Source organism: Variovorax sp. KBS0712, assembly GCF_006323185.2.
Taxonomy (GTDB): domain Bacteria; phylum Pseudomonadota; class Gammaproteobacteria; order Burkholderiales; family Burkholderiaceae_C; genus Variovorax; species Variovorax boronicumulans.
On the sequence record NZ_VCCD02000001.1, the window covers coordinates 2657369 to 2680038 of the forward strand.

The window sequence follows — 22670 nt, forward strand, 5'->3', positions numbered from 1 at the left end:
GTCCTTGTGTGCGTGTTGCGGTGAGGAGGTTGGAAAAGTCCCAAGGCTAGGTGGCGCCTTCGGACTCCACGTAGAGGGCGTACAGCGAATGGCTGGCCGCCATGTAGAGGCGGTTGTTCTTGGGGCCGCCGAAGGTGAGGTTTGCACAGCGTTCGGGCAGGCGGATGAAACCGATGGGCTTGCCTTGCGCATTGAAGATCTTGACGCCATCGAGGTCTTCGGATTTCGCCTGCGGCTGATAGACCTTCATGCCGTTGCCGGCATCGATGGGTTCGGGAGCGACGGCGCCGTTCCAGCCCCAGCCCATCCAGAGATTGCCGTCGCGGTCGACGCGAAAGCCATCGAGCGCCGCGGCGCCCGTGCCGTCGATGAGCTTCAGCTTGTTCGACACGCTGCCATCGGCCCCCACGTCGTAGCTCCAGAGGCTGCGGTTGGGCGTGCCCTTCCATTCGACGACGTAGAGCTTCTTCTCGTCCGGCGAGAAGGCCAGGCCGTTCGGGTTCACGAGGTCGGTGATCACCGCCGAGAGCTGGCCGTCGGGCGTGAGGCGGTACACGTTGGTCGTCGCCTGCTCGGACGCGGCCTTCTCGCCTTCCCACGTGCCCGAGATGCCGAAGAGCGGGTCGGTGAACCACACGGTGTCGTCCGATTTCACGACCACGTCGTTCGGCGAGTTCATGCGCTTGCCCTGGTAGCGGTCGGCCAGCACGGTCACGCGCCCGTCGGATTCGGTGCGCACCACGCGCCGCGTCACCGAGTGCTCGCAGCTGATGAGGCGGCCCTGCCGGTCGCGCGTGTTGCCGTTGCAGTAGCCGGCGTTCGCCTTATGGACCTTGAACTCGCCGGTCTTCTCCTCGTAGCGCATCAGCCTGTTGTTCGGGATGTCGCTGCACACGAGGTAGCCCTCGCGCGGCAGGTACACCGGGCCCTCGGCCCAGCGCATGCCGGTGCCGACCTGCTCGAGCGTGCTGCTGTAGATGCGGTACTTCGCAAAGCTGGGGTCGAGGATCAGCACCGACGGATCGGGATACCGCTGCTGCGGCTTGTAGGGAAACGACTGGGCGCCCGCGGCGGCGGCCACCGCGCCGAGTGCCGAGCCGGCAGCCGCTTGCAGCAGGCGACGGCGATCCATGTGCTTGTTCATTCAGTCTCCTTGGATGTTTCAGCCGTCAGCGCACGAAGGCACCGGGCGCTCAGCGGACCATGCAGGGGCGCTTGTTGTCGAAGGTCCAGTTCGGAATGAGGAACTGCATCGCCTGCGCGTCATTGCGCGCACCGAGGCCATGCTTCAGGTACAGCTGGTGCGCCTTCTCGACCTCGGCCATGTCGAGCTCGATGCCCAGGCCGCCGCGCGTGGGCACCTGCACGAGGCCGCCCTCGATCTGCAGCGGCGCCTTCGTGAGGCGCTGGCCGTCCTGCCAGATCCAGTGCGTGTCGATGGCCGTGACCTTGCCGGGTGCCGCCGCGGCCACGTGCGTGAACATCGCGAGCGACACGTCGAAGTGGTTGTTCGAATGCGAGCCCCAGGTCAGGCCCCAGGCCTGGCACAGCTGCGCCACGCGCACCGAGCCCTGCATCGTCCAGAAGTGCGGGTCGGCCAGCGGAATGTCGACCGACTGCAGCGAAAGGCTGTGCACCATCTCGCGCCAATCGGTGGCGACCATGTTGGTGGCGGTGGGCAGGCCCGTGGCGCGGCGGAACTCGGCCATCACCTCGCGACCCGAGAACACGCCCTCGGCACCGCACGGGTCTTCGGCGTACGCCATCACGCCGTGCAGGTCGCGACACAGGCGGATGGCATCGGCCAGCAGCCAGCCGCCGTTCGGGTCGAGCGTGACACGCGCCTGCGGAAAGCGCGCGTGCAGCGCGCGGATCGCCTCGACCTCTTCCTCGCCGCGCAGCACGCCGCCCTTGAGCTTGAAGTCGGTGAAACCGTAGCGCGCATGCGTGGCCTCAGCCAGCCGCACGATGGCCTCGGGCGTCATCGCCTCTTCGTGGCGCAGGCGGAACCAGTCGTTGTCGGCGCCGGGGTCGGACTCGTACGGCAGGTCGGTCTTGGTGCGGTCGCCCACGTAGAAGAGGTAGCCGAGCATCTGCACCGCATCGCGCTGCTGGCCTTCGCCGAGCAGCGCGGCCACGGGCACGCCCAGGTGCTGGCCCAGCAGGTCGAGCAGCGCGGCTTCGGCGGCCGTCACGGCATGGATGGTCACGCGCAGGTCGAAGGTCTGCAGGCCGCGCCCGCCGCTGTCGCGCGCGGCAAAGGCGCTGCGCATGCGGTTGAGCACGGCGTTGTGGTTGCCGATGGGCTGGCCCACGATGAGGTCGCGCGCGTCTTCGAGCGTCTGGCGGATCTTCTCGCCGCCCGGCACCTCGCCCACGCCGGTGTGGCCGGCGCTGTCGGTGAGGATCAGCAGGTTGCGCGTGAAGAACGGACCGTGCGCGCCGCTGAGGTTCATCAGCATGCTGTCATGGCCCGCAACGGGCACGACGCGCATGGCGGTGACGACGGGCGCGCCCGACACGATAGGGGAGGCAGCGGATTCAGGAGAGGTCATCTTCGGGCTCGGTGGCTCAGTCTGCGGTGATGTGGCGGGTGTCGATCAATGTCTTCCATCGCGCCCACTCGCGCAACTGGAAGGCGGTGAAGTCCTCGGGCGTGCTGGCGACGATTTCCAAACCTTGGTCGAGCATGCGCTTCTTCGTCTCGGGGTCTTGCATGGCGGCGATGACCGCGTCGCTCAGCTTCTTCTTCGTGGCAGGCGGCAGGCCCTTGGGCGCGGCCATGCCCTGCCACGAATAGACCTCGGCGCCCTTCACGCCGGCCTCGGCGAGCGTGGGCACGTCGGGCAGCACGGGCGAGCGCTTGTCGCCGGTGACGGCCAGCGCGCGCAGCTTGCCGGCGCGGATGTGCGGCAGCACGGCGTTCACGTTCTGGAACGAGAAGTCGACCTGGTTGCCCAGCAGGTCGTTCACCGCCGGCGCGCCGCCCTTGTAGGGCACGTGCACGCCTTCGGTCTTCGATTGCTGCCAGAAGAGTTCGGCCGAGAGATGGTCGGACGAACCGTTGCCCGAGCTCGCGAACGAGACCTTGCCGGGCGTCTTGCGCAGGAGCGCGAGCACGTCGGCCACGCTGCGCTCGGGCCGCGCGACGTTCGCCACGAGCACGTTGGGCGCCTGCACGGGCACGCTGATGTAGTCGAAGTCTTTGGTCGCGTCGTAGGGCACGCTCTTCTGCAGGTGCGGCGTGACGACGAAGGCGCCGAGCGACGACACCAGCAGCGTGTAGCCGTCGGGCAGTGCGCGCCGCACGAAGCCGGTGCCGATGGTGCCGGTGGCGCCGGGCCGGTTGTCGACCACGAAGCTGCCGCCCAGCTTGGCCTGCAGCTGCTGCGCCAGCGCGCGCGCCACCATGTCGGTGGAGCCGCCGGCCGGGAACGGCACGATGATCGTCACGGGCTTCTGCTGCGGCCATGCATCGGCCTGCGCCGAGGCGTGCAGCGGCGACAGCAGCGCGGTGGCGGCGAGCGCGAGGCCCGTCGCCAGGAATTGCGTTCTCTTCATGCGCGGTCGTCCGATCAGGAAGGAAGGCGCACCGCCTGGCGCGCGAGCAGCTTCCACTCGCCGCCCTGCTTCTGCCAGACGCCAAGGATCTTCAGCGCGACCTTGCCGGGCTTGCCTGAGTCGTTGGTGTCGGCCGTGAGCGTGTGGCGCACGATGGCGGTGTTTCCGTCGACCACCTTGATGGTCTGGTCGGTGATCGCGATGGTCACGAAGTCCGACTTGCGGTCGAGCAGGTCGGCGATGAAGCTGGCCTGCGTGTCGACCTTGCCGCCCGAATGGCCGTAGCTCAGGTCGTCGGCCACCAGCGCGCGCAGCGCGGCCGGCGTCGGGTCGACCATGGCGACGCGCAGCCGCTCGGCGGCCGCCGCAACTGCGGGTTCGGCTGCTGCGCCGCTGCTGCTGCCACCGCTGGCGGCGCAACCCGCGAACACGGCGGTCGCTGCGGCGGCGAGCAGAAATTTCCTGATGAGCATGTCGTTGTCTCCTGTTGTTCTGTGGTGCTGGCGACTACTGCGATCAGTGCCGGCTTACTGCGGGCCGAGCGTGTCGATGAGCGCCTTCAGTGCGTCCATCTCGTCGGGCTTCAGGTCGGTCAGCGGCGCGCGCACGGGGCCGGCGTCGTGGCCGACGAGCTTGGCGCCCGCCTTCACGATGCTCACGGCATAGCCGGGCACGCGGTTGCGCAGCTCCAGGTAAGGCATGAAGAAGTTCTTCAGCAGGCGGTGCTGCGTGGCCATGTCGTCGTTGGCGACCGCGTGATAGAAGTCCATCGCCGTCTTCGGGATGAAGTTGAAGACCGCCGACGAGTACACGGGCGTGCCCATGGCCTTGTAGGCCGCGGCATAGACCTCGGCCGTGGGCAGGCCGCCCAGGTAGGCGAAGCGGTCGCCCATCTTCTGGAAGATCGCGACCATCGCCTCGATGTCGCCCACGCCGTCCTTGAAGCCGACGAGGTTCGGATTGCGCTCGGCCAGACGGGCCAGCGTGTCGGGCTTGAGGCGGCTGCTGGCGCGGTTGTAGACGATCACGCCGAACTTCACGCTCTTGCACACGGCCTCGACGTGCGCGGCCAGGCCTTCCTGGCCGGCTTCGGTGAGGTAGTGCGGCAGCAGCAGGATGCCGTGCGCGCCGGCCTTCTCTGCGGCCTGTGCGCATTGGATGGCGAAGCGCGTCGGGCCGCCGGCGCCGGCAATGATCGGCACCACGCCGCGGCAGGTGTCGACCGCGGTCTGGATGATGCCGGGGTACTCGTCACCCGTCAGCGAGAAGAACTCGCCCGTGCCGCCCGCGGCGAACAGCGCGCTCGCACCGTACGGGGCCAGCCATTCGAGGCGCTCGATGTAGCCCTTCTTGTTGAAGTCGCCGTTGCTGTCGAAGTCGGTCAGCGGGAACGAGAGCAGGCCGGAGCCCATGATGGTCTTGAGTTCTTGCGGGTTCATCGGAAGTCGTCCAGTGAAAAATGAAAAAGAGAAATGAAGAAAAAGGGGCCGCTCAATCGAGCTTCAGATTGGCCTGCTGGATGACCTGCGCCCAGCGCGCGCGCTCCTTGGCGAAGAACTGGTCCTGCTCGGGCGCGGTCATGGTCACGACCTCGGCGCCCTGCCCCGCAAGGCGCGCCCGGATGTCGGGCGTGCGGATGATGCGGACCAGTTCCTTGTTGAGCCGGGCGATCACCGCGTCAGGGGTGCCGCGCGCCGCGACCACGCCCTGCCATGTGCCCGACTCGTAGCCGGGAACGCCCTGCTCCGCGATGGTCGGCACGCTGCCGATCAGCGGCATGCGCGTCGACTTCGACACGGCGATGAGCTTGAGCTTGCCGCTTTGCACATGCGGGTACGTGGCCAGCATGCCGTTCATGAGCACCTGCGTCTGGCCCGCGACGGTGTCGAGCACGGCCTGCACGCCGCCCTTGTAGGGCACGTACTCCCACTTGGCGCCGCTCTTGCGCTGCAGCTCGACGCCGGCCAGGTGCGCGGTGCTGCCGCTGGCGGTGACGGCGAAGTTGAGGTCGCTCTTCTTCGACAGCTCGACCAGCTCCTTCAGCGTGTTGGCCTGCACCGACGGGTGCACCACCAGCAGGTGCGGCGAGTACGCCAGCATGGCCACGCTGCGCAGGTCCTTCGACGGATCGAACGGCAGCTTGGGGTACAGCGACGGGCTGATGGCCAGCGCGCCGAGGTCGCACAGCATGAGCGTGTGGCCGTCGGCCGGCGCCTTGGCCAGCATGTCCGCGCCGAGGTTGCCGTTGGCGCCCGCACGGTTCTCGATGACCACGGGCTGGCCCAGCGCCTCGGACAACGGCTGGCCGATGGCGCGCGCAATGATGTCCGACGAGCCGCCCGGCGGGTACGGCACGATGAGACGGATGGGCTTGGAAGGCCAGGTGCCGCCCGCCCCTTGCGCGAACGCGTGCAAGGGCAGGCTGGCAGCCAGTGTGGTGGCGAGGGCGGCGCCGAGTGCGCCGCGTCGGTTGACGGTCATGGGGGCTGTCTCCTGAAGTTCGATGCAGGCATGCGGGGCCGCGATGGCACCGCATGTTATCAGTCATCGTACAACTAGAAGATCAGCTTGTCCAGACTTGAGCCCCGAAAACCCGGGGAGAACTCAGCGCGAAGGGGTGTTGTCGGACGAGGCGGCGCCGTGGCCGGCCGCCTCCGCCCTGGCTTTCTGTTGTTGCGCGGCTTCCTGCGCCATGCGCAGCCGCTCGCGGCTGTTGGTCAGGTGGATGCGCATCGCGGCGCGTGCCGACTCGGGGTCGCGGCGCGCGATGGCCGCGTAGATTTCCTCGTGCTCGCGGTTCACGCGGCTCAGGTAGCTGCCGTCCTGCACGCGAATCGCGCTGATGCGCGTGCGCGGGATGATCGTCGTGCCCAGGTGCCGCATGATGTCGGCGAAGTAGGGGTTGCCGGTCGACTGCGCGATCTCCAGGTGGAAGGCGAAGTCGGGTCCCACGGTGTCGCCGCCCACCTTGACGTTCTGCTCGAACGTGTCGAGCGCCTGGCGCATCGCCACCAGCTGCTCGTCGGTGCGCCGGCTCGCGGCCAGCCCGGCGGATTCGGTCTCCAGGCTGATGCGCAGCTCGAGCACGGCGAGCACGTCGACCGAGGTCGCGATCTCGCCGGGATCGAGGCGGAACACGCCACCCATGCCACCCGGACGCGGCTGCAGCACGAAGGTGCCCACGCCGTGCAGCGTCTCGACCAGCCCGCCCGCCTGCAGCTTGGACAGCGCCTCGCGCACCACGGTGCGGCTCACGCCGTAGGCCTGCATGATGGCCGACTCGGTCGGCAGCTTGTCGCCGGGGCGCAGCGACTGGCTGCGGATCTTCTCGCCCAGGTCTTCCACCAGCCCGTTCGCCAGGCCGCGCGCGCGCTGGCGCGGCCGCCCCACGAAGGCGGCGTTGCCCGCCGGGTTGTCAGCGGTCGTTGTCTGAACTTCGGGATTACCCGCAGTCGTTGAGGCCATGACGACGATCATAATCCCCTCAAAGTTGTACGACAACAGATAACTTATCACCTAAAAAGCGGTGACGACGTTGTCCACCTCCTCCGCTTCCCCTCACACATCCCGAAGACATGTCGACGCCTGAAGCCCCCTCCCCCCAGCTCGGCCGCCTGCTGCTGACCGGCGCCGCCGGCGGCCTGGGCCGCGTGCTGCGCGAACGGCTCGCGCCTTTTGCGAACGTGATCCGCCTTTCCGACATCGCCGACATCGCGCCGGCCACGGGCGCGCATGAAGAAGTCGTGCCCTGCGACCTGTCCGACAAGGCCGCGGTCGACACGCTGGTGGCCGGCTGCGACGCCATCGCCCATTTCGGCGGCGTGTCGGTCGAGCGCCCCTTCGAGGAAGTGCTCGAAGCCAACATCAAGGGCGTGTTCAACCTGTACGAGGCCGCGCGCCGCCACGGCGTGAAGCGCGTGGTGTTCGCCAGCTCGAACCACGTGATCGGCTTCTACAAACAAGACGAACACATCGACGCGCACGCCGCGCGCCGGCCCGACGGCTACTACGGCCTGTCGAAGTCCTTCGGCGAGGACATGGCGCAGTTCTACTTCGACCGCTGGGGCATCGAGACGGTGAGCATCCGCATCGGCTCCTCGTTCCCCGAGCCGCTCAACCGCCGCATGATGAGCACCTGGCTCAGCTACCGCGACCTCACGACGCTGATCCAGAAGTCGCTCTTCACGCCCGACGTGAAGCACACGGTGGTCTACGGCATGTCGGCCAACCGCGACCTGTGGTGGAACAACGCCGCCGCCGCGCACCTGGGCTTCGTGCCGCAAGACAGCTCCGCGGTGTTCCGCGACAAGGTCGAGGCGCAGCCGCCGGTGGCGCCCACCGATCCGAACGCCATCTACCAGGGCGGCGCCTTCACCGCACAAGGCCCGTTCGGCGACTGAACAGGCCGCAGCACCGCATGCAAGCCGAACTCGTTCTCGACGCGCGCAACGGCACGGGCGAAAGCCCGGTGTGGCTGGCCGCGCAGCAGGCGCTGTACTGGGTCGACATTCCCGCGCGCACACTCAACCGCTGGCACGCCAGCGAAGGCCATGCGCAGTGGCGCGCCGACGAAATGATCGCCTGCATCGCACCGCGCGCCGACCGGCCCGGCGAATGGATCGCCGGTATGGAAAGCGGCCTGTTCTCGCTGCGCGAGCGCACCGACGGCACGCTCGCGGCCACGCCGCTCGCCCCGGTGGCGCACGCCGCGCCGGGCATGCGCTTCAACGACGGCCGCTGCGACCGGCAAGGCCGCTTCTGGGCCGGCACGATGTTGCTGGACATGGCCGCGGGCGCGCGCGTCGGCCGCCTGTACCGCCACGGCCCCGGCGACGACGGCGCGGCCTTGCAGCTGGACAACCTGATCGTGCCCAACGGCCTGGCCTTCAGCCCCGACGGCCGCACGATGTACTTGTCGGACTCGCACCCGAGCGTGCAGGCCGTCTGGGCCTTCGACTACGACACCGACACCGGCACGCCGAGCAACCGGCGCCTGTTCGTCGACATGAAGCCCCTGCCCGGCCGCCCCGACGGCGCGGCGATGGACGTCGACGGCTGCTACTGGATCTGCGGCAACGACGCCGGCCTGGTGCACCGCTTCACGCCCGACGGCCGGCTCGACCGTTCGCTCGCCGTGCCGGTGAAGAAGCCCGCCATGTGCGCCTTCGGCGGCGCGACGCTCGACACGCTGTTCGTCACCTCGATCCGCCCCGGCGGCATCGACTTGTCGGACCAGCCGCTGGCCGGCGGCGTGTTCGCGCTGCGCCCCGGCGTGGCGGGCGTGCCCGAGCCGGCCTTCGGCGGCTGACCCTTTTCTTTTTTATTGACGACAACCACCAAGAGGACGAGACAAATGAAGCTCTACAAGACACTCATCGCACTTGCTGCCGGCGCGGCGGCCGCGTTGACCACGCTGGCTGCCGGCGCCACCGAGTTCCGCTCGGCCGACATCCACCCCGACGACTACCCCACGGTGACTGCCGTGAAGTTCATGAGCGAACGGCTCAAGGCGCTGTCCGGGGGCAAGCACAGCATCAAGGTCTTCAACAACAGCGCGCTCGGCAACGAGAAGGACACGATCGAGCAGACCAAGATCGGCGCGCTGCAGATGGTGCGCGTGAACATCGCGCCCATGAACAACATCTGCCCCGAGACGCAGGTGCCGACCATGCCCTTCCTGTTCCGTTCAGTGGAGCACCTGCACAAGGTGCTCGACGGCCCGGTCGGCGAAGAAATCCTGAAGTCGTGCGAGAAGCAGGGCTTCGTAGGCCTGGCCTACTACGACAGCGGCGCGCGCTCGATGTTCACGGCCAAGAAGCCCGTGCGCAACTTCGCCGACATGAAGGGCCTGAAGGTGCGCGTGCAGCAGTCCGACCTGTGGGTGTCGATGCTCGAGGCCATGGGCGCCAACGCCACGCCGATGCCCATGGGCGAGGTCTACACGGGCCTGAAGACCGGCCTCATCGACGCCGCCGAAAACAACTACCCCACCTACGAAAGCGCGCGCGCCTTCGAGGTCGCCAAGTACTACAGCAAGACCGAGCACTCGATGGCGCCCGAGATGCTGCTGTTCTCCAAGCGCGCGTGGGACAAGCTCTCCGCCGAAGAGCAGGGCTGGCTGCGCCAGGCCGCCAAGGAATCGGTGCCCTACATGCGCAAGCAGTGGCAGGAGCGTGAAGTGAAGTCGCTGGCCACGGTGAAGGCCGGCGGCGCCGAGATCATCGACGTCGACAAGACCCCGTTCCAGGCCGCGATGAAGCCGGTGTACGACAAGTTCATCACGGACGCGAAGCTCAAGGACCTGGTCAAGCGCGTCCAGGACACGAAGTAAACAGGGCTCGCCCCCAGGCTTCGCGCACTTCGTGACCCTGCACCCCTGCCGGGGTGCCACGAAGAGGCGGAGCCTCTCCATTTTTCGCGCTGGAAATATGTACACCAAACTTTGCCGCACGCTCGTCCGTGCCTGCATGTGGTTGGGCATCCTCGGTCTCGTCGCGGTGATCTGCGCCGTGAGCTGGCAGGTGTTCGGCCGCTACGTGCTCAACAACACCCCCACCTGGGCCGAGAGCCTCGCGCTGCTGCTGGTGCTCTACGTGACCATGCTGGGCGTGGCCGTGGGCGTGCGCGATGCGGGCCACATCGGACTCGAATCGTTCCTCGTGCTCGCGCCCGACTGGCTGCGCCTGAAGATGGAATACCTCATCCACGCGCTGATCCTGCTGTTCGGCTTGGCCATGGCCTGGAACTGCGCCTCGCTCGCCGAATCGGTGTGGGACTACCGCCTGCCCACGCTGTGGATTTCCGAAGGCTGGAAGTACGTGCCCGCCGCCGTGTCGGGCGTCCTCATCGTGATGTTCTCGATCGAACACATCATCGCGCTCGCTCAAGGCCGCGAAGTCGAACCCGCCTGGGGCTGAACCTCATCATGACGACCCCTCTTCTCATTCTCTGCGTCTCGTTCACGCTGTTCCTGCTGCTCGGCGTGCCGGTGGCGTTCTCGATCGGCCTGTCGGCCCTGGCCACCCTGCTGTACGAAGGCCTGCCGCTCGCGGTGGGCTTCCAGCAGATGACCTCGGGCATGGGCATCTTCTCGTTCCTGGCCATTCCCTTCTTCATCTTCGCCGGCGAGCTGATGCTCTACGGCGGCATCGCGGACCGCATCGTCAACTTCGCGCGCAACCTCGTGGGCCACGTGCGTGGCGGCCTGGGCATGTCGAACGTGGTGGCCTGCACCCTGTTCGGCGGCGTCTCGGGCTCGCCCGTGGCGGACGTCTCGGCCATGGGCGCCGTGATGATCCCGATGATGAAGAAGGAGGGCTACCACGCCGACTACGCGGTCAACGTGACGACCCACGCGGCCCTGGTCGGCGCGCTGATGCCGACCAGCCACAACCTCATCATTTACTCGCTCGCAGCGGGCGGCAAGGTGTCGATCGCGGCGCTGATCCTGGCGGCGCTGCTGCCGGCGGCCGTGCTCACGCTGAGCAACCTCGCGGCCGCCTACCTCGTGGCCGTGAAGCGCGGCTACCCGGCCGGCAGCTTCCCGGGCTGGGCCATCGTGGCGCGCTCGTTCGCAGCAGCGCTGCCGGGCCTGTTCATCGTGGTGCTGATCCTCGGCGGCATTTTGTCGGGCATCTTCACCGCGACCGAATCGGCGGCGGTGGCGGTGCTCTATGCGCTTGCGCTCACGATCTTCGTGTACCGCACGCTGAAGTGGGAGCACTTCATCAAGGCCGCCTCGAAGGCCGTGCGCACCACGGGCGTGATCCTGCTGCTCATCGGCATCTCGAGCACCTTCGGCTACCTCATCAGCCTGTACGGCGTGGCCGAGCTCACGGGCCAGATGCTGTCGCAGGTGACGACCACGCCGTGGATGATCTTCCTGCTCATCAACATCATCCTGTTCGTGCTGGGCACCTTCCTGGACATGGCCGCGACCATCCTGCTGTGCACGCCGATCTTCCTGCCCATTGCGCAGCAGTACGGCATGACCTCGGTGCAGTTCGGCGTGGTGATGCTCATCAACTGCGCGCTCGGCCTGAACACGCCGCCCGTGGGCACCACGCAGTTCGTCGGTTGCGCCATCGGCGGGGTGTCGGTGGGCACGGTGATGCGCACGATCTGGCCCTTCTACGGCGCGTTGATCTTCGCGCTCGGGGTAGTTACCTTCGTTCCCGCGTTTTCCACCTGGCTGCCGAGCCTCTTCATGGTGGTGAAGTAAAGAAAAGAGAAAGGGCCTCCCGATGGCCGATGCGAACACCCGACCGCCGCTGTACATCCGCATCCACGCGGCCGACAACGTCGCCATCGTCGCGAACGATGGCGGCCTGAAGGCCGGCACGGCCTTCGACGACGGCCTGGTGCTGGTCGACACCGTGCCCCAGGGCCACAAGGTCGCGCTCGCCGACCTGGCCGAAGGCGACGCCATCCGCCGCTACAACGTGGTGATCGGCTACGCGCTCAAGGCGCTGCCGCGCGGCAGCTGGGTGCACGAGCGCGTGATGCGCATGCCGGTCGCGCCCGAGCTCGACGGCCTGCCCATCGCCACGGTCAAGCCCCCTGCCCTGCCGCCGCTCGAGGGCTACACCTTCGAGGGCTACCGCAACGCCGACGGCTCGGTAGGCACGCGCAACATCCTCGCGATCACGCAGACCGTGCAGTGCGTGGCGGGCGTCACCGAATTCGCCGTGCAGCGCATCAAGGCCGAGCTGCTGCCGAAGTACCCGAATGTCGACGACGTGGTGGCGCTCGAGCACAGCTACGGCTGCGGCGTGGCCATCGACGCGCCCGATGCCATCGTGCCGATCCGCACCCTGCGCAACATCAGCCTCAACCCCAACTTCGGCGGCGAGGTGATGGTCGTGAGCCTGGGTTGCGAGAAGCTGCAGCCCGAGCGGCTGCTGCCGCCCGGCACCATCCCCATCGCCGACCAGCGCGGTGCGCCCGCCGACGACCTCGACGTGGTCTGCCTGCAGGACGACGCGCACGTCGGCTTCATGTCGATGATCGATTCGGTGATGCGCCAGGCCGAGACGCACCTCACGCGCCTCAACAAACGCCGGCGAGAAACCGTGCCCGCGAGCGAACTCGTCGTGGGCGTGCAGTGCGGCGGCAGCGACGCTTTCTCGGGCGTCACCGCCAACCCGGCCGTGGGCTTTTGCACCGACCTGCTGGTGCGCGCGGGCGCCACCGTGATGTTCTCGGAAGTCACCGAGGTGCGCGACGGCATCGACCAGCTCACCTCGCGCGCGTCCACGCCCGAAGTGGCCGACGCCATGATCCGCGAGATGGCCTGGTACGACGCCTACCTCGACAAGGGACGCGTCGACCGCAGCGCCAACACCACGCCGGGCAACAAGAAGGGCGGGCTGTCGAACATCGTCGAGAAGGCGATGGGCTCGATCGTGAAGTCGGGCTCGGCGCCGATCACCGGCGTGCTCGCGCCCGGCGAGAAGCTGACGCACAAGGGCCTGATCTACGCCGCCACGCCGGCCAGCGACTTCATCTGCGGCACGCTGCAGCTGGCGGCCGGCATGAACCTGCACGTGTTCACCACCGGCCGCGGCACGCCCTACGGGCTGGCCGAGGTGCCGGTGATCAAGGTCGCCACGCGCAGCGACCTGGCGCGCCGCTGGCACGACCTGATGGACGTGAACGCGGGCCGCATCGCCGACGGCGAGGCCAGCATCGAGGACATCGGCTGGGAGATGTTCCGCCTGATGCTCGACGTGGCCAGCGGCCGCAAGAAGACCTGGGCCGAGCACTGGAAGCTGCACAACGCGCTGGTGCTGTTCAACCCGGCACCGGTCACCTGATCGAACCACCCTCACGGAGCACAGCCATGGAAGATCTCAAGGACAAGACCGCCCTCGTCACCGGCGCCAGCACCGGCATCGGCGCGGCGGTGGCCATCGCGTTCGCCGCGCGCGGCATGCGCGTGGCGGTGCACTACAACAGCTCGGCCGATGCGGCGACCCGCGTGGTCGACACCATCCGCGCGGCCGGCGGCACGGCCTTCGCGCTGCAGGCCGACGTGCGCGACACCGCCGCGATCCGCGCCTGCGTGCAGGAGACCACGGCGCAGTTCGGCCGCATCGACGTACTGGTGAACAACGCCGGCAGCCTGGTCAAGCGCATGCCCATCGCCGAGTTCGACGATGCGCTGTTCGACGAGGTGATGCACATCAACGCGCGCTCGGTGCTGGCCTTCTGCCGCGAGACGGTGCCACAGATGCGCAAGCAAGGCAGCGGCGCCATCATCAACGTGACCTCGGTGGCCGCGCGCACCGGCGGCGGGCCCGGCGCCTACCTGTACGCGGGCGCCAAGGGCTTCGTGAGCACCGCCACGCACGGCCTGGCAAGGGAACTCGTGGGCGACCGCATCCGCGTGAACGCGGTCGCGCCGGGCGTGATCCAGACGCCGTTCCAGGACCGCTTCTCGACGCCCGCGATGCTCGAAACCTTCAGGACCGCCATCCCGATGGGGCGCCTGGGCACGGCCGACGAATGCGTAGGCGCGTTCCTCTACCTCGCCTCCGAGCAGCTCTCGGGCTACGTGACGGGGCAGGTGCTCGAAGTGAACGGCGGGCAGTACATGCCCTGACGCACTCCCCCGCCTTCTCAGCACAACAGATCAACAACGGAGACAGAGACACCATGCAAAGAAGCCAGTTCGTCCGCGGCCTTGCCGCCCTTTCGGCCACCGCCGCCCTCTCGCTCGGCCTGGCCGCGCCCGCCGCGGCGCAAGCCAACGACTTCCCGAACCGCACCATCGAGCTGCTCGTGCCCTACCAGCCCGGCGGCGGCACCGACGGCCTGGCGCGCGCGTTTTCCGAAGCCAGTCGCAAGCACATCTCGCAGAGCATCGTGATCGTCAACCGTCCCGGCGCGGGCGGCGCCATCGGCTGGACCGAGGTGATCAACGCCAAGCCCGACGGCTACAAGCTCGCGGTGCTCACGGTGGAGCTGCTCACGCTGCCGCACCTGGGCCTGGCCAAGTTCAACTACGACGACTTCCAGCCCATTGCGCAGCTCAACGCCGACCCGGCCGCGATCACCGTGAAGGCCGATGCGCCGTGGAACACCATCGAAGAATTCCTCGCCGCCGCGAAGAAGTCGCCCGAGAGCATCCGCGTGGGCAACTCGGGCAACGGCTCGATCTGGCACCTGGCCGCCGCCGCGCTGGAAGACAAGACCGGCACCAAGTTCGGCCACATCCCGTTCCAGGGCGCCGCGCCCGCCGTGCTGGCGCTGCTGGGCGGCCACATCGAAGCCGTGGCCGTGAGCCCCGCCGAAGTCACGACGCACGTGCAGGGCGGCAAGCTCAAGGTGCTGATGGTGATGGCCGACAAGCGCGTGAAGGGCTTCGAGAAGATCCCGACCGCCAAGGAGCGCGGCATCGACCTGTCGATCGGCACGTGGCGCGGCCTGGGCGCGCCGAAGAACACACCGCCCGAGGTGATGGCCAAGCTGCGCGAGATCACCGCCAAGACCGCCGCCGAGCCGCTCATGCACGAGGTGATGGACAAGCAGAACCTGGGCTACGTCTACACCGACGGCGCGGTGTTCAAGGAAACGCTGGCCAAGGACAACGCCTACTTCAAGGCGCTGATCACCAAGCTCAACATCAAGCCGTGAACGCGACACGACAAGGAGACACAGCCATGCAACGTCGCACACTCATCCAGTCCGCCCTCGCCGCCTCGCTGGCGGCAGCCCTGCCCGCCTTCGCGCAGGGCGGCAACACCTGGCCCACGGGCAAGGCCATCACCTACCTCGTGCCCTTCCCCGCGGGCGGCACCACCGACGTGCTGGGCCGCCTCATCGGCCAGAAGCTCGGCACCGTGCTGGGCACGAGCGTGATCATCGACAACAAGGGCGGTGCCGGCGGCAGCGTGGGCTCCGAGATCGGCGCGCGCGCCGCGCCCGACGGCTTCACGCTGGTGGGCGGCACGATCAGCTCGCACGCCATCAACGTGAGCCTGTACCCCAAGCTCGGCTACGACCCGCAGAAGTCGTTCGCGCCCGTGACGCTCATCGGCACCAACCCCGTGGTGCTGGTGGTGAACCAGGCCAGCCCCTACAAGACGCTGAAGGACGTGATCGCCGCGAGCAAGGCCAAGGCCGGCGGCCTCTCGTCGGCCTCGGCGGGCACGGGCACCTCGCAGCACCTGGCACTGGAGCTGCTGGGCTACAAGTCGGGCGTGAAGTTCACGCACATCCCGTACAAGGGCAGCGGCCCAGCGATCCAGGACGTGATCGGCGGCCAGGTCGACATGATGTTCGACACCACCGTGGTGGCCGGCCCGCACATCCAGAGCGGCAAGCTGCGCGCCATTGCCGTCACCTCGGCCAAGCGCCTGGCCTCGATGCCCGACGTGCCCACGGTGGCCGAGTCGGGCGTGCCCGGCCTGCAGGACTTCGAGGTGGTGTCATGGCAGGCGATCTTCGTGCCCGCGGGCACGCCGGCGCCCGTCGTCGACCGCCTGCACACCGAGATCCGCAAGATCCTCGCGACGCCCGAGATGCAGGACAAGCTCAAGGGCTTCGGCATGGAGCCCGCCGACCTCACGACCGCGCAGATCGCCGCCTTCCAGAAGACCGAAGTGGAGAAGTGGGCGCAGGTGATCAAGGCCGCAGGCATCAAGGCCGACTGACCCAACCCCAGCAGCGGCGGCCCCCGACAGCCTCCACGCCCCGACAAGCGCCTGGTGGGCGGTGTGGTGCGGGCGGCCCCTCTGTGCCGCCGAGGAGCGCAGCGTTTCGCGGATCAGGGCTCGCAGCTGTTTGAGCGCAGCGAGTTCTGCGAGACCCCCGCGAAACGCGCGAGCACCGCAGGGCAGCCGCGAAGCGGCCGGCACAGTGGGGCCGACCGCGCCGCACCGCCCACCGGGCGCGTGCCCCGCAAAGAGCGCCCACCCTCGCGAACCAAGGGAAGCTTCCTACGTCCCCCGAGAGAAGCGCTTTATAGAATGCCCGTCCGATTCCGCATTCCAGGCCTTCCATAACGTGTCCGATCGCTCCGCAGTTCTGCCCCAATACCTGTTCCCCAAGCAGGCCCTGACCAATTTCGCCGGCTGGGTCGCAGGCAAGGAACGAGGCGCGGTCACCACCTGGATCATTCGCCGCTTCGTTGCCAAGTACAACGTCGACATGGGCGAGGCGCTCGAGTCCGACATCCATCACTACAAGAGCTTCAACCAGTTCTTCACGCGCGCCCTCAAGCCCGGCATGCGCCCGCTCGCGCAGGCCGACCTCGTGTGCCCCGTGGACGGCGCCATCAGCCAGTTCGGCGCCATCGAGGGCGACCAGATCTTCCAGGCCAAGGGCCACAACTACACGACCACCGCGCTGGTCGGCGGCGATGCCGCGCTGGCCGCCAAGTTCGCGCACGGCAGCTTTGCCACGCTGTACCTGAGCCCCAAGGACTACCACCGCATCCACATGCCCTGCGACGGGCGGCTGGTGCGCATGATCCATGTGCCCGGCGACCTCTTCTCGGTCAACCCGACCACCGCGCGCGGCGTGCCCGGCCTGTTCGCGCGCAACGAGCGCGTGGTGTGCGTCTTCGAATCGGCCAACGGCCCCTTCGTGCTCGTGCTCGTGGGCGCCACCATCGTCGGCAGCATGGCCACCGTGTGGCACGGCGTGGTCAACCCGCCGCGCGTGGGCGAGCTGCGCGAGTGGCACTACAACGACCAGCAGATCGACATCAAGAAGGGCGACGAGATGGGCCGGTTCTTGCTGGGCTCGACCGTCGTCATGCTGTTTCCGGCGCCCGCGCTGGCCTTCAACCCGGACTGGTCGCCCACCCGCGCGATCCGCCTGGGCGAAGCCATGGCCAACTACGTCTGATTTGTGAAGCTTTGTCTCGAAACCCGCATGCTGCATGCCTGTACAGCTATAAAACCAGTAGCATCCTGATCCTTCGCGCTATAGTCGTCGGCCAGCCAGACGGTCCATGACGACCAATCACAAACAAGAGTGCGCCGCCCCGGCCTGCCCCCGGCCGACGGTCCGCCCAGCTTCGAGGAGATGATGTCGATGAGTACCAAGGAAAACGCAGCCATCAGCCAGTTGCTCGCCCTGCTCGAAGCCCGCTATGCGCTGCGTGTGCTGTGGGCCCTGCGCGACGGCCACGCCCAGACCTTCCGGCTGCTGCAGGACAGCGTCGGCGGCATCACTCCCAACACCCTCAACACCCGCATCAAGGAGCTGCGCGAAGCCGGCGTCGTGAGCCACGGCAGCGACGGCTACTGCCTCACGCTCAGCGGACAAGACCTGCTCAAGCGCCTGTCCGACCTGCAGGCCTTCGCCGCCAAATGGCAGCTCGGGCAGAGCAAGAAGGCCGCGGGGCCGGCCGCCGCGCAGCCCGCATCGGCCGAGGCATCCTCGCCCGCGGCACCCGCTGCGCCGGCGCCTTCCGCCCCCGACACAGCACCTCCCGCAGCCACGCCGCCCGGCTCCGACAGCCAGGGCTGAAGCGGGGTCCTCGCGGGCCTCGGTAAACTCCGCGCCTCCGATTCCTCTCCCATTTCATCGACGCAAGGAGCGTTTCCCATGCCCACCACCCCCTCCGGCCTGCAATACGAAGACACCGAAGTCGGCACCGGCGCCGAAGCCAAGGCCGGCCACCACGTGCACGTGCACTACACGGGCTGGCTCTACAACGACGGCGTGCAAGGCGCCAAGTTCGACTCCAGCCGCGACCGCAACGACCCCTTCGCGTTCTCGCTGGGCGCCGGCCAGGTCATCAAGGGCTGGGACGAAGGCGTCGCCGGCATGAAGATCGGCGGCAAGCGCACGCTGGTCATCCCCGCCTCGCTGGGCTACGGTGCCCGCGGCGCCGGCGGCGTGATCCCCCCGAACGCCACCCTGAAGTTCGACGTCGAGCTCCTCGACGCGCATTGAGGCTCGCCCCCAGGCTACGCGCACTTCGTGTCGCTTCGCCAACCCCCTACCGGGGGCGACACCTGCGGCCCGGCGAAGCCGGTTCCGCGGTGTCCCACGTGAAATTCAGTTCGCGCCCCCTCTTGCGGCCCTTTTGGCCGCATTTTTACGCTTGAAAAGCCCTAGGCCAGCCCCAAGTGGCTGGCTGTGTTTGTTTTCCGGCGCACGCCGGTTCTTTGAAAAATGTCTGACCCGCAACAATCCGCACAGAATTCTCAAATGCTGCAAGGCGAGCCCAGTCCCGAAGAACTGGAGGCCGCGCAAGCCGCCAACGAAGCCGAGGCGCTCGACGCCCTGGCCGTGGCGCAAGGCGAACTGGCTGCCCTTCAGACCAAGAATGCCGAGCTGGCCGACCAGTACCTGCGCGCCCAGGCCGACGTGCAGAACGCCCGCCGCCGCGCCGACGACGAGATCACCAAGGCCCGCAAATTCGCGGTCGAAGCCTTTGCCGAGAGCCTGCTGCCGGTGACCGACAGCCTCGAAGCCGGCCTGGCCGTCAAGGACGCCACGCCCGAGCAGATCCGTGAAGGCGCCGAAGCCACGCTGCGCCAGCTCAAGAGCGCGCTCGAACGCAACAAGGTGATCGAAGTGGCCCCCGCTGCCGGCGACAAGTTCGACCCGCACCTGCACCAGGCCATCTCGATGGTGCCCGCCGACCAGGACGCCAACACCGTGGTCGGCCTGCTGCAAAAGGGCTACACCATCAACGAGCGCGTGCTGCGCCCGGCGCTGGTCACCGTGGCCGCCCCGAAGTAAATCGGCACTGCCCCACAAGATTCCCACAGGAAATCCCCGCGTCGTCCCTTGAATCGCACCGGGTTATCCACAAGTTCATAACAACATATTTTTCCGAATTTCAGGAGTAAGAACATGGCAAAGATCATCGGCATCGACCTCGGCACCACCAACTCGTGCGTGTCGATCATGGAAGGCAACACCACGCGTGTGATCGAGAACTCGGAAGGTGCGCGCACCACGCCGTCGATCGTCGCGTACCAGGAAGACGGTGAAGTCTTGGTCGGTGCCTCGGCCAAGCGCCAGGCCGTCACCAACCCCAAGAACACGCTGTACGCGATCAAGCGCCTGATCGGCCGCAAGTTCGAGGAAAAGGAAGTGCAGAAGGACATCGACCTGATGCCCTACACCATCGCCAAGGCCGACAACGGCGACGCATGGGTGGAAGTGCGCGGCAAGAAGATGGCCCCGCAACAGGTCAGCGCCGACATCCTGCGCAAGATGAAGAAGACCGCCGAAGACTACCTCGGCGAAGCCGTGACCGAAGCCGTGATCACGGTGCCGGCGTACTTCAACGACGCACAGCGCCAGGCCACCAAGGACGCAGGCCGCATCGCGGGCCTGGACGTCAAGCGCATCATCAACGAACCCACCGCTGCAGCCCTGGCCTTCGGCCTGGACAAGCAGGACAAGGCCGACCGCAAGATCGCCGTGTATGACCTGGGCGGCGGTACCTTCGACGTGTCGATCATCGAGATCGCCGACGTCGACGGCGAGAAGCAGTTCGAAGTGCTGTCGACCAACGGCGACACCTTCCTGGGCGGCGAAGATTTCGACCAGCGCATCATCGACTACATCATCGGCGAGTTCAAAAAGGAACAAGGCGTCGACCTGAGCAAGGACGTGCTGGCCCTGCAGCGCCTGAAGGAAGCCGCTGAAAAGGCCAAGATCGAGCTGTCGAACAGCGCGCAGACCGACATCAACCTGCCGTACATCACGGCCGATGCCACCGGTCCGAAGCACCTGAACATCAAGCTCACCCGCGCCAAGCTGGAAAGCCTGGTCGACGAGCTGGTCGAGCGCACCATCGCGCCTTGCCGCCTGGCCATCAAGGACGCCGGCATCAGCGTGAGCGACATCAACGACGTGATCCTGGTCGGCGGCATGACCCGCATGCCCAAGGTGCAGGAAAAGGTGAAGGCCTTCTTCGGCAAGGAACCGCGCAAGGACGTGAACCCCGACGAAGCCGTGGCTGTCGGCGCCGCCATTCAAGGCCAGGTGCTCTCGGGCGACCGCAAGGACGTGCTGCTGCTGGACGTGACCCCGCTGTCGCTGGGCATCGAGACCATGGGTGGCGTGATGACCAAGATGATCACGAAGAACACCACGATCCCGACGAAGTTCGCGCAGACCTTCTCGACCGCCGAGGACAACCAGCCGGCCGTGACCATCAAGGTGTTCCAGGGCGAGCGCGAGATCGCCTCGGGCAACAAGCTGCTGGGCGAGTTCAACCTGGAAGGCATTCCGCCGGCATCGCGCGGCACGCCGCAGATCGAGGTGAGCTTCGACATCGACGCCAACGGCATCCTGCACGTGGGCGCCAAGGACAAGGGCACCGGCAAGGAAAACAAGATCACCATCAAGGCGAACTCGGGCTTGAGCGAAGACGAGATCCAGAAGATGGTCAAGGACGCCGAGCTCAACGCCGACGAAGACAAGAAGAAGCTCGAGATCGTGCAGGCGCGCAACCAGGGCGAAGCCATGGTGCACAGCGTGAAGAAGTCGCTCGGCGAGCATGGCGCCAGCCTCGAAGCCGCCGAGAAGGACGCGATCGAAGCCGCGATCAAGGACCTGGAAGAAGCCCTCAAGGGTGAAGACAAGGCTGTGATCGAGGAAAAGACCAACACGCTGATGACCGCGAGCCAGAAGCTCGGCGAGAAGATGTATGCCGAATCGCAGGCTGCGGCCAACGCCTCGGCCGCCAGCGGCCCGGCAGGCGCGGAAGCTGCGGCGCATGCCCAGGCTGACGACAACGTGGTCGACGCCGAAGTCAAGGAAGTGAAGAAGGGCTGATCCCCTGCCCTTCTAACAAGGCTGGAACACCTGAACAGGTGCTCCAGCCTTTCTCGCTTCCAGTTCCCCGACGAGTTCCCGCCGCCCGACCGAATCTGCTGCCATGGCCACCAAACGCGACTACTACGAAACCCTCGGCGTTCCCAAGAACGCGAACGAGGAAGAAATCAAGAAGGCTTATCGCAAGCTTGCGATGAAGCACCACCCCGACCGCAACCACGGCGACACCAGCAAGGACGCCGAGGCCAAGTTCAAGGAGGTGAAGGAAGCGTACGAAATGCTGTCGGACGGCCAGAAACGCGCGGCCTACGACCAGTACGGCCATGCCGGCGTCGACCCCAACATGCGCGGCGGCCCCGGCGCGGAAGGCTTCGGCGGCTTCGCGGAGGCCTTCGGCGACATCTTCGGCGACGTGTTCGGCGGCGGCCGCGGCCGCACCAGCGGCGGGCGCCAGGTGTTCCGCGGCAGCGACCTGAGCTACGCGATGGAAGTCACGCTCGAGGAAGCCGCCGACGGCAAGGACGCGCAGATCCGCATCCCGAGCTGGGACGACTGCGGCACCTGCCACGGCTCCGGCGCCAAGCCCGGCACCAAGCCCATCACCTGTACCACCTGCCACGGCGCGGGCGCCGTGCAGATGCGCCAGGGCTTCTTCAGCGTGCAGCAGACCTGCCCGACCTGCCACGGCAGCGGCAAGATCGTTCCCGAGCCCTGCACCGTGTGCCACGGCCAGGGCAAGATCAAGAACAACAAGACGCTGGAAGTGAAGATTCCGGCCGGCATCGACGACGGCATGCGCATCCGCAGCACCGGCAACGGCGAGCCCGGCACCAACGGCGGGCCGCCCGGCGACCTGTACATCGAGATCCGCCTGAAGAAGCACGACCTGTTCGAGCGCGACGGCGACGACCTGCACTGCGTGGTGCCCGTGAGCGTCACCACCGCGGCGCTGGGCGGCGAGATCAACGTGCCGACGCTCAAGGGCGCGGCCGCCATCGACATTCCCGACGGCACCCAGAGCGGCAAGCAGTTCCGCCTGCGTGGCAAGGGCATCAAGGGCGTGCGTTCGAGCTACCCGGGCGACCTGTACTGCCACGTGCGCGTGGAAACGCCCGTGAAGCTCACCGAGCACCAGCGCAAGCTGCTCAAGGAGCTCGACGAATCGCTCAAGAAGGGTGGCGAGAAGCACAGCCCGACCGACAAGGGCTGGTTCGACAAGGCCAAGGAATTCTTCAGCTGATGATGCTGACGCGCTGACGGCCTTCGTCAGCGCCGGGCCGACGCCCTGTCGGCCCGAAGCGTGCCCTCTTTCGGCCGCTGCCGCCCTGTGGCGGCGCGCTAGGCACGCGAAC

At 67.4% G+C, this 22670-nt stretch carries 21 protein-coding genes and 1 pseudogene; 15 read left to right on the forward strand and 7 right to left on the reverse strand.

Going from position 1 to position 22670, the window contains the following annotated elements; all coding sequences use genetic code 11:
* Positions 1 to 46: 46 nt before the first annotated feature.
* The 7 genes from FFI97_RS12315 to FFI97_RS12345 all read right to left on the reverse strand — a co-directional run bounded on the left by FFI97_RS12315 (position 47) and on the right by FFI97_RS12345 (position 7026).
* Positions 47 to 1144, reverse strand: coding sequence for an SMP-30/gluconolactonase/LRE family protein (locus FFI97_RS12315; RefSeq protein ID WP_139706622.1), 1098 nt, complete (start codon positions 1142 to 1144; stop codon positions 47 to 49).
* Between the two features lie 49 nt (positions 1145 to 1193).
* On the reverse strand, positions 1194 to 2555 hold the full coding sequence (gudD, locus tag FFI97_RS12320; protein WP_139706624.1) for a glucarate dehydratase: 1362 nt from the start codon (positions 2553 to 2555) through the stop codon (positions 1194 to 1196).
* A gap of 16 nt (positions 2556 to 2571) precedes the next feature.
* On the reverse strand, positions 2572 to 3561 hold the full coding sequence (locus FFI97_RS12325; protein ID WP_185993603.1) for a tripartite tricarboxylate transporter substrate binding protein: 990 nt from the start codon (positions 3559 to 3561) through the stop codon (positions 2572 to 2574).
* Positions 3562 to 3575: 14 nt separating this feature from the next.
* Complete coding sequence (locus tag FFI97_RS12330; RefSeq protein WP_139706626.1) at positions 3576 to 4034, reverse strand: nuclear transport factor 2 family protein; 459 nt, start codon at positions 4032 to 4034, stop codon at positions 3576 to 3578.
* 54 nt (positions 4035 to 4088) lie between these two features.
* Positions 4089 to 5000: a 5-dehydro-4-deoxyglucarate dehydratase gene (gene kdgD, locus FFI97_RS12335; RefSeq protein WP_062470656.1), complete on the reverse strand. Its 912-nt coding sequence runs from the start codon at positions 4998 to 5000 to the stop codon at positions 4089 to 4091.
* Between the two features lie 52 nt (positions 5001 to 5052).
* A complete protein-coding gene (locus FFI97_RS12340) occupies positions 5053 to 6042 on the reverse strand; it encodes a Bug family tripartite tricarboxylate transporter substrate binding protein (protein ID WP_062470659.1) in 990 nt (329 codons plus the stop codon).
* 123 nt (positions 6043 to 6165) lie between these two features.
* Positions 6166 to 7026, reverse strand: a complete 861-nt coding sequence (locus FFI97_RS12345; RefSeq protein ID WP_139706628.1) for a FadR/GntR family transcriptional regulator — start codon at positions 7024 to 7026, stop codon at positions 6166 to 6168.
* Positions 7027 to 7136: 110 nt separating this feature from the next.
* Here FFI97_RS12345 and FFI97_RS12350 point away from each other — a divergent pair, with 110 nt between their 5' ends.
* The 15 genes and pseudogenes from FFI97_RS12350 (at position 7137) to dnaJ (ending at position 22558) form a co-directional block, all read left to right on the forward strand.
* A complete protein-coding gene (locus FFI97_RS12350; RefSeq protein ID WP_139706630.1) occupies positions 7137 to 7961 on the forward strand; it encodes an NAD-dependent epimerase/dehydratase family protein in 825 nt (274 codons plus the stop codon).
* Between the two features lie 17 nt (positions 7962 to 7978).
* The gene (locus tag FFI97_RS12355) at positions 7979 to 8869 is read left to right on the forward strand and encodes an SMP-30/gluconolactonase/LRE family protein (RefSeq protein WP_139706632.1); all 891 of its coding nucleotides are present in this window, start codon (positions 7979 to 7981) and stop codon (positions 8867 to 8869) included.
* Between the two features lie 45 nt (positions 8870 to 8914).
* Positions 8915 to 9892 carry a TRAP transporter substrate-binding protein gene (locus tag FFI97_RS12360; protein ID WP_139706634.1) on the forward strand — a complete coding sequence of 326 codons (978 nt, stop codon included), beginning with the start codon at positions 8915 to 8917 and terminating at the stop codon, positions 9890 to 9892.
* Between the two features lie 97 nt (positions 9893 to 9989).
* Positions 9990 to 10478, forward strand: a complete 489-nt coding sequence (locus FFI97_RS12365; RefSeq protein WP_139706636.1) for a TRAP transporter small permease — start codon at positions 9990 to 9992, stop codon at positions 10476 to 10478.
* An 8-nt stretch (positions 10479 to 10486) separates the two neighbouring features.
* Positions 10487 to 11782, forward strand: a complete 1296-nt coding sequence (locus tag FFI97_RS12370) for a TRAP transporter large permease (protein WP_139706637.1) — start codon at positions 10487 to 10489, stop codon at positions 11780 to 11782.
* Positions 11783 to 11804: 22 nt separating this feature from the next.
* On the forward strand, positions 11805 to 13376 hold the full coding sequence (gene garD / locus FFI97_RS12375) for a galactarate dehydratase (protein WP_139706639.1): 1572 nt from the start codon (positions 11805 to 11807) through the stop codon (positions 13374 to 13376).
* Positions 13377 to 13402: 26 nt separating this feature from the next.
* Complete coding sequence (locus FFI97_RS12380; RefSeq protein ID WP_139706641.1) at positions 13403 to 14164, forward strand: SDR family NAD(P)-dependent oxidoreductase; 762 nt, start codon at positions 13403 to 13405, stop codon at positions 14162 to 14164.
* A gap of 53 nt (positions 14165 to 14217) precedes the next feature.
* Positions 14218 to 15198, forward strand: coding sequence for a tripartite tricarboxylate transporter substrate binding protein (locus tag FFI97_RS12385; protein ID WP_139706642.1), 981 nt, complete (start codon positions 14218 to 14220; stop codon positions 15196 to 15198).
* 26 nt (positions 15199 to 15224) lie between these two features.
* Positions 15225 to 16217, forward strand: coding sequence for a Bug family tripartite tricarboxylate transporter substrate binding protein (locus FFI97_RS12390; protein WP_139706644.1), 993 nt, complete (start codon positions 15225 to 15227; stop codon positions 16215 to 16217).
* Positions 16218 to 16569: 352 nt separating this feature from the next.
* Positions 16570 to 17415 carry an archaetidylserine decarboxylase gene (gene asd / locus FFI97_RS12400; protein ID WP_139706451.1) on the forward strand — a complete coding sequence of 282 codons (846 nt, stop codon included), beginning with the start codon at positions 16570 to 16572 and terminating at the stop codon, positions 17413 to 17415.
* A gap of 189 nt (positions 17416 to 17604) precedes the next feature.
* Positions 17605 to 17907: pseudogene (locus FFI97_RS12405) on the forward strand (winged helix-turn-helix transcriptional regulator); the annotation flags it as partial.
* Between the two features lie 213 nt (positions 17908 to 18120).
* Entirely contained in the window at positions 18121 to 18471 is a 351-nt protein-coding gene (locus FFI97_RS12410; protein ID WP_139706455.1) for an FKBP-type peptidyl-prolyl cis-trans isomerase, read from the forward strand.
* A gap of 222 nt (positions 18472 to 18693) precedes the next feature.
* Positions 18694 to 19266 carry a nucleotide exchange factor GrpE gene (gene grpE, locus FFI97_RS12415; RefSeq protein WP_082817966.1) on the forward strand — a complete coding sequence of 191 codons (573 nt, stop codon included), beginning with the start codon at positions 18694 to 18696 and terminating at the stop codon, positions 19264 to 19266.
* Positions 19267 to 19380: 114 nt separating this feature from the next.
* Complete coding sequence (dnaK, locus tag FFI97_RS12420; protein WP_062470696.1) at positions 19381 to 21318, forward strand: molecular chaperone DnaK; 1938 nt, start codon at positions 19381 to 19383, stop codon at positions 21316 to 21318.
* Between the two features lie 103 nt (positions 21319 to 21421).
* A complete protein-coding gene (dnaJ, locus tag FFI97_RS12425; protein WP_139706456.1) occupies positions 21422 to 22558 on the forward strand; it encodes a molecular chaperone DnaJ in 1137 nt (378 codons plus the stop codon).
* Positions 22559 to 22670 lie beyond the last annotated feature (112 nt).

Excerpts from the sequence above, each read along its gene's own strand:
- FFI97_RS12385 (WP_139706642.1), top strand. The coding sequence starts at position 14,218 with ATGCAAAGAAGCCAGTTCGTCCGCGGCCTTGCCGCCCTTTCGGCCACC.
- kdgD (WP_062470656.1), bottom strand. The coding sequence starts at position 5,000 with ATGAACCCGCAAGAACTCAAGACCATCATGGGCTCCGGCCTGCTCTCG.
- grpE (WP_082817966.1), top strand. The coding sequence starts at position 18,694 with ATGTCTGACCCGCAACAATCCGCACAGAATTCTCAAATGCTGCAAGGC.
- FFI97_RS12390 (WP_139706644.1), top strand. The coding sequence starts at position 15,225 with ATGCAACGTCGCACACTCATCCAGTCCGCCCTCGCCGCCTCGCTGGCG.
- dnaJ (WP_139706456.1), top strand. The coding sequence starts at position 21,422 with ATGGCCACCAAACGCGACTACTACGAAACCCTCGGCGTTCCCAAGAAC.
- FFI97_RS12325 (WP_185993603.1), bottom strand. The coding sequence starts at position 3,561 with ATGAAGAGAACGCAATTCCTGGCGACGGGCCTCGCGCTCGCCGCCACC.
- FFI97_RS12365 (WP_139706636.1), top strand. The coding sequence starts at position 9,990 with ATGTACACCAAACTTTGCCGCACGCTCGTCCGTGCCTGCATGTGGTTG.
- FFI97_RS12370 (WP_139706637.1), top strand. The coding sequence starts at position 10,487 with ATGACGACCCCTCTTCTCATTCTCTGCGTCTCGTTCACGCTGTTCCTG.
- FFI97_RS12315 (WP_139706622.1), bottom strand. The coding sequence starts at position 1,144 with ATGAACAAGCACATGGATCGCCGTCGCCTGCTGCAAGCGGCTGCCGGC.
- FFI97_RS12360 (WP_139706634.1), top strand. The coding sequence starts at position 8,915 with ATGAAGCTCTACAAGACACTCATCGCACTTGCTGCCGGCGCGGCGGCC.
- FFI97_RS12330 (WP_139706626.1), bottom strand. The coding sequence starts at position 4,034 with ATGCTCATCAGGAAATTTCTGCTCGCCGCCGCAGCGACCGCCGTGTTC.
- FFI97_RS12345 (WP_139706628.1), bottom strand. The coding sequence starts at position 7,026 with ATGGCCTCAACGACTGCGGGTAATCCCGAAGTTCAGACAACGACCGCT.
- FFI97_RS12350 (WP_139706630.1), top strand. The coding sequence starts at position 7,137 with ATGTCGACGCCTGAAGCCCCCTCCCCCCAGCTCGGCCGCCTGCTGCTG.
- gudD (WP_139706624.1), bottom strand. The coding sequence starts at position 2,555 with ATGACCTCTCCTGAATCCGCTGCCTCCCCTATCGTGTCGGGCGCGCCC.
- FFI97_RS12410 (WP_139706455.1), top strand. The coding sequence starts at position 18,121 with ATGCCCACCACCCCCTCCGGCCTGCAATACGAAGACACCGAAGTCGGC.
- FFI97_RS12340 (WP_062470659.1), bottom strand. The coding sequence starts at position 6,042 with ATGACCGTCAACCGACGCGGCGCACTCGGCGCCGCCCTCGCCACCACA.
- FFI97_RS12380 (WP_139706641.1), top strand. The coding sequence starts at position 13,403 with ATGGAAGATCTCAAGGACAAGACCGCCCTCGTCACCGGCGCCAGCACC.
- dnaK (WP_062470696.1), top strand. The coding sequence starts at position 19,381 with ATGGCAAAGATCATCGGCATCGACCTCGGCACCACCAACTCGTGCGTG.
- FFI97_RS12355 (WP_139706632.1), top strand. The coding sequence starts at position 7,979 with ATGCAAGCCGAACTCGTTCTCGACGCGCGCAACGGCACGGGCGAAAGC.
- garD (WP_139706639.1), top strand. The coding sequence starts at position 11,805 with ATGGCCGATGCGAACACCCGACCGCCGCTGTACATCCGCATCCACGCG.